The sequence below is a fragment of the Streptomyces sp. NPDC005070 genome (genome assembly GCF_053600395.1).
Genome location: NZ_JBSFZS010000243.1, coordinates 1 through 5862, shown reverse-complemented (window position 1 = coordinate 5862; position 5862 = coordinate 1). Strand labels below are relative to the sequence as shown.

The window sequence follows — 5862 nt, the reverse complement described above, 5'->3', positions numbered from 1 at the left end:
ACGTGGGCGTGGCTGGACACGGCGAAGTTCAAGCCGGTGTCGGTGACGGCGTCGGTGCCGCTGCTGAATGTGACGGCGACGACGACGGCGGAGCCGGTCTCCCTGCGGATCGAGCCCGGTACGGCGGACGCGCAGACGCATCCCGCGTCGGGCGTCTGCGAGATCACGGGCGACCGCATCGGCGAGGCGTACGCCAAGGGCAAAGCCGGGGAGACGCCCCCGTGCGGGCTGCGGTACCTGCGTTCCTCGGGCGCCGGCTCCTACCGGCTACAAGCCACCCTCACCTGGCGGATCCACTGGACGGGCACCGGCATACCCGAGCCGCGGGACCTTCCGGACGGCACCTTCGGGGCCGGCCAGGACGTCGTCGTGCAGGAGATCCAGTCCATCAACCGCTGAGTCCGGCTCCACGGACTCCCTGAGATCCGGAAAGAGCAGAGGGCGTGGCGGAGCGGTTGGCTGTCGACGGTGATGAGCTGTCGCACTTCATGAAGATGCTCGGCAAGTCGACCGAGTCGTTGCAGGGCCTGCGCAGGGCGTTGAGGGACGCCACGGTCGCAGGTCTGGGAACGGACGATCTCGACTGTGCCTGCGAGGAGTTCCAGGACAACTGGAAGTGCGGGGCCGACCAGATCGGCGAGCAGACCGAGGACCTGGCCAAGATCATCGGGAAGAGCCGGGACAGCTACCGCGAGGTGGACAGGGCTTTGGAGCAGGCTCTGAGGAAGGCCGGGAACGGCAGGGGCGGCGGTACGAGGTGACGTACACGGCCGAGGACACGGGGGCGGCGCTCGACTCGCGCATCCCCCACCCCGACTACCTGCATCTCGGGTTCAATCCGGTGCCGGGCAGTACGGAGGCCGTGAACGGCCTCCGCAAGAAGCTCACGGGGTGCGCGCAGGTTCTTGAGGAGACGCATGGGCTCGTCACCAGGCTGATGGACGGCAGCTACTGGAAGGGCGACGCGGCCGTCGCCTTCCGAGAGCAGTTGGACGGAGGACCGCTTCCCCTGAACCTGAAGAACGCGGCGCACTCCATCCGAAAGGCGGCCGGACAACTCGACCGCTGGGAAGGCGAACTCGACGACTTCCAGCGTCGGGCGAAGCGACTCGAACAGGACGCGAAGGACGCCCAGGTCGACCTGGACCGGGCGAAGGGCCACGCCACGAAGGCGGGTGACAGCCCCGACCTGGAAGGGAAGGGCGCCGCGCACGACGAGGCGCGGAAGGCACTGACCAAGGCCAAAACGGCGGTGGACGATGCCGAGGACGCTCTGCGCAGGATTCGCAGGACGGCGCGTGAACTCGCCGAGGAACACGAGCAACGGGCCCGGCTGCGCGCCGGAAAGATCCGCGACGCCACGAAGAAGCTGGCGCCGCATGAGCCGGGTTGGTTCGACTCGGCACTCGACTGGGTCATCGAGAACCTGCCGGACATCTTGAGCACGCTGGGGGCGGTGATCGGCTTGGTTGCGTTGTTCGTTGTGTCGGGTGGGACGTTGGCTGCGGTGTTGCTGCTGGTTGCGTCGGCCTTGAGTGCGACGTCATTGACCATCCGAGTCTCCGCGCACCCCACGGTGTGGGCATCGTTGCGAGACGGCTTTGCCAAGGGGGAGCTCGACACCGACTTTTGGAGCAACCTCGTGACTGTCGGGGGTGACGCTCTAGGCATGATCCCCGGCATTGCCGCCGTGGGTAAGGGCGCTGCGGTTGGGATTCGGGCCGCGAGCGAGACGGGTGAAGCACTTTCTCTGGGGCAACGGGCCGTCCGAGTCGGGAGCAGCACCATGGAGCACTCGAAATCCATTTCGAGCTTGGACAATGCGCTGCTCGGTTTTACGGTTCGCGGCGCCAGAGCGGCGCAGATCACGAAAGGGATTGAGGTCACCTCGGCTTCGGTGGGTGTCGGCACCGCGGGCGTTGGCCTCGCCATGACCGCGGTGGACACCGACGACGGGATCAAGGACGGCTCGGTGGCGACCATCGATGGCGCCAGGCTTGGCCTCGACGTCGGAGGTCTTGTCGATATCGCCCGGCACGTCTTCTGATTTCCGAACAGAGAGTAGACACCGCATGGCTCCGACCGAGTACACGACCGCATGGGACCACCCCCCGACCAGAAGGGCCTTCGTAAAGCACTTGATCTTGCTCGTTCTGCGTTTGGTGGGCTGGATCGCCGTCTGGATCGGCTCGTTGGCTGTCCTGGTGGTGTTTCTGTCGCCGGGGTTCACCCCGCTCTTCGTCCCCCTCCTGGGGTATGCGACCTTCCGAGCCGTCCTCCAACTCGCCTACATCCGGCCCTCCATCTACATTCAGCGCGTGCTCTGGCAGTACCCCTGGCAATTCCTGACCGATGTGCCCCGGGGGCGGAACCGGCATCCGTCGGTCGAAGAGGACGAGATGTGGCTGGAGCTGCCCAATCCTGAGGAGCCGGGGGAGCGGATTCCGCTGCTGTTTCTTTCCGGTATGCGTACCTTCTGGTGGATGCGAAGGTTCGGTACCGCTCGGACGAAACCGGAGCTGAAGGCGGAGATCGAGCCGCTCTGGTTCGCCGGTGACCCCCGTTTCATCGCCGTCATCGCGGCTTCCCGGCGAAAGGGCGAGGCCCCCAAGCGGCTGCACCTGCTCTATCAGCGCACGGCCACGGGCCGCCGCGGCATCGAGCCGACCGACTGGAACGCGAGCCCGGCCGCCCTCGAACGGGCCCGTCGTTCCGGTGCCCATGTCCCCGACGCGGTGCGCCCGCACTCGCATCCCCACTGACTCGTACCGGGCAGGATCCGATGACCACGGCCCCCCGCTTCACCGTCGCCGATTCGGCGGAAGACCCCGACGCGGACATCTGGTTCGCGGAGCCCGCCGGCTTCACCGCGGTGCCTCTCGACGCGCTGCTTCCCGCACCGGACTCCCCGGCGGCAGACGATCTGCGTACCACCCTCGCGCCGTTCCTCCAGGCGGCTCCCGACAAGGCGGTACGGCAGCAGTTCATCGCCCAATTCGCTCAAGGGCAGCAACTGCTCGCTGCGTTGAGGGAGGAGGGAACCGTTCATTGCTCGATCGGGTTGCACCGGGATGACGTCGACGAGGGGGCCGGGACCGGCTGCGGGCCGTTGCTGTCGTTCTTCACCGTCTCCTGGCGGACCACGGCGGTGGCGCCGCGAGCCGTCACGGCCGCCCGCGCGGTGAGCGGACTCGACGCGCAGGCGGTCATCGAGTACACCGAACTCCCCTGCGGGCCGGTCACGTTCAGCGAGACCGTCCGCACCCCCGGCGCGGTCGAAGGACTTCCTCGGACACCCTTGGTCCAGTTCCACGCCCACCTGCCGCATCCGGACTGCAGGCGTCTGGCCGTGTTCACGCTGAGCACGACCGCCGTCGGGCGGCGTGAGCAGTACCGGGTGATCCTCCGCCGGATCGCGACGATGACCGGCTTCGAGGGGCCGGAAGCTTTGCGGACAGCAACCGGGTGAGTCGCTGTCCCGGCAGATCCCACTCAATCAAATCCGTCAGCGGGCAAGTTGGCCACATGAGTGCCTGTGGTCAGCCACTGTGACTGGGTTGACACCGTTCACGTTGGTGTCGTCGCACAGGCCCCGGTTAGCGTGTTGGTGCCTTCCGCATCCCAAGCCGCTCAGGAGACCGCTGTGAACTGCCGCTCCCGTCTGCTTGCCACAGCCGTTGTCGGAGCGTCAGCGGCGCTGCTCCTGTCCGGGTGCGGCGGGGGTGGTGACGAGTCGAAGGGCAATGGCAAGGCTGCCGACGCGGACGCCGGGGAGAAGGTGTCGGCCGCACCCAGCGCGAGCGGGACGCCATCCACCGGCCGGCCGAAGATCGAGCTTCCGTCGGATCTCACCCTGACCTTCGAAGGGTCGAAGACCGGCGACGAGATCAAGGACGCCGTCCTGGCCGACAGCGCGGAGCGCATGCGGGCTGTGGACGCGGCGATCGCCGGGACGGACCCCAAGGGTGAGGCGATCGGGTACTACAACACCGGCAAGGCTCTCGAAGCCGCGTTGACCTGGGTCAATCAGTTCAAGGAGGCGGGCTCCACCCTCACGGGTGAGGCGCGGTACTACGACCGGACCGTGACCCTCAACGGCAAGACCTCCGCCTCGCTCACGTTCTGCGCGGACGAGAGCAGGGGCTACGCAAAGGATAAGAAGACCAACAAGGTCAACAGGACCCCGGCCACCAAGAACAGCTACGTCCTCTACAACACGCGCTTGGACAAGAGCTCAGAAGGCGTGTGGCAGACATCGCAGATCATTTCCACCAGGGGGGCGGCTCAGTGCCAGCCTTAGCGACGAACACCGGTCGTGCCGCTCTGTCGGCGAGGGTTCTCACGGCCGGCCGGTTTTGACAGGCCGTGAGCTTTGCGGACAGCAACCGGGCGAAGCGCCATCTCGGTAGCTTGCGCTCAATCGCCGCTGCCGGAGCGCCAGTTGGTCACGCTATGGGCCTCTATGGGTAACCACTGTTACTGGGTTGGCACCGTTCGCGCTGGTGTCGTCGCACAGGCCGCCGCTAGCGTGTTGGTGCCCTTCCGCACCCCACGCCGCTCAGGAGTCCGCCGTGAACCGCCGTTCCCGCCTGCTTGCCACAGCCGCTGTCGGAGCGTCAGCCGCGCTGCTTCTGTCCGCGTGCGGCGGGGGTGGTGACAAGCCGAAGGCCAACGACAAGATCGCCGGCGCGGACACCGGAGACAAGGCGTCGGCCACACCCAGCCCAAGCGCGACGCTATCGACCGGCCGACCCAAGATCGAGCTGCCGTCGGATCTCACCTACACGTTCGAGTGGCCCAAGACGGGCGACAAGAACAAGGATGCGGTGCTGAGCGACAGTGAGCAGTTCATCAAGGCTGTGGACATGGCGATTGCCGTGCAGAACCCGCTGCACAATGCCTACCGCTTTTACTCCGATGGCACGGCAGCAGCCGGGAGTCAGAAGTTCATTCAGGAGTTCGTGGACTACAAGGACCGCATCACAGGGGCGAAGCGCTACTACGACTCGAAGGTGGCGATCAACTCTGATGGGACGGCAGGCCTTGTCTACTGTGAAGACCAGAACAAGGCGTACAACAAGAGCTTGAAGACGGGCAAGACGGAGGTGACTCCGAAGTCGAAGGACAACTACGTCCTCTACAGCAGCCTTCTTCGGGTCAACAAGCAGGGTGTCTGGGTTACGGAGAAGCTGACATCGCAGCGGGGGAGCATCGCATGCCAGTCCTGAAGCATCGGAAGTCCGCAGTAGTTGCAGTCATAGCTTGTGCTGCTGTGATCATCGGTTCGACCCAAGCCTTCGCGGGATATGGGCACGGTGGTAGCACCAACGGATCAGGCTCCAATGCATCGGGTGACTCGGACGGCAAGGGCAACCTCACTGCCACAGCCGGCGCTGTTGTGTTCGATCGGTCCAAGAACGGGTCGGGGGACTCCTCCGGGCCGGTGACCTCTTCCTCCGGGGACTGGACCCCGCCCGCCTGCTACTACGCTCCGAAGTACACGCCGGACGAGCTGCAGAAGTACCTGGAGCCCATCTGGAACGCCGAGTCCACCGGTTCCCAGTGGGACCAGACCCAGCGTGACAAGTACGTCAACGGCGGCGAGGCCAAGGACTTCAACAAGGCCAAGACCGGCGAGGGGTATTGGTGGGACTCGTACGTCACGCCGGGCCGTGAGGGCGACCCCGGTGCGCTGAAGTGCACCAAGGGCATCTTCTGGGTGGACACGGGGGAGGCCCCGCCGGCGGATGCTCCGGAGGCGATCACCCCGGAGATGCTGGCGCAGCTCGCGTACGCGGAGATACGGGTGCCGTCGACGAAGGTGGACCTGGCTCCGGCGGGGACGACGAAGGTGAATCTGCC

General features: G+C 66.1%; 6 protein-coding genes and 2 pseudogenes. All 8 read left to right on the top strand.

Annotated elements, in window-relative coordinates; translation table 11 throughout:
• Positions 1-399 (top strand): annotated as a pseudogene (locus tag ACWEBX_RS36715) (hypothetical protein); the annotation flags it as partial.
• Positions 400-443: 44 nt separating this feature from the next.
• On the top strand, positions 444-761 hold the full coding sequence (locus tag ACWEBX_RS36710; protein ID WP_451889080.1) for a hypothetical protein: 318 nt from the start codon (positions 444-446) through the stop codon (positions 759-761).
• The gene (locus ACWEBX_RS36705) at positions 758-2047 is read left to right on the top strand and encodes a hypothetical protein (protein ID WP_451889079.1); all 1290 of its coding nucleotides are present in this window, start codon (positions 758-760) and stop codon (positions 2045-2047) included. Before ACWEBX_RS36710 ends, ACWEBX_RS36705 begins: the two co-directional genes overlap by 4 nt.
• 91 nt (positions 2048-2138) lie before the next feature.
• Positions 2139-2762 carry a hypothetical protein gene (locus ACWEBX_RS36700; protein ID WP_451889078.1) on the top strand — a complete coding sequence of 208 codons (624 nt, stop codon included), beginning with the start codon at positions 2139-2141 and terminating at the stop codon, positions 2760-2762.
• A gap of 20 nt (positions 2763-2782) precedes the next feature.
• Positions 2783-3469 (top strand): hypothetical protein, encoded by a 687-nt coding sequence (locus ACWEBX_RS36695; protein WP_451889077.1) that lies wholly within the window; start codon positions 2783-2785, stop codon positions 3467-3469.
• A 174-nt stretch (positions 3470-3643) separates the two neighbouring features.
• Positions 3644-4300 (top strand): hypothetical protein, encoded by a 657-nt coding sequence (locus ACWEBX_RS36690; RefSeq protein WP_451889076.1) that lies wholly within the window; start codon positions 3644-3646, stop codon positions 4298-4300.
• 271 nt (positions 4301-4571) lie between these two features.
• Positions 4572-5228 carry a hypothetical protein gene (locus tag ACWEBX_RS36685; protein ID WP_451889075.1) on the top strand — a complete coding sequence of 219 codons (657 nt, stop codon included), beginning with the start codon at positions 4572-4574 and terminating at the stop codon, positions 5226-5228.
• A gap of 215 nt (positions 5229-5443) precedes the next feature.
• Positions 5444-5862, top strand: a pseudogene (locus tag ACWEBX_RS36680) (hypothetical protein); the annotation flags it as partial.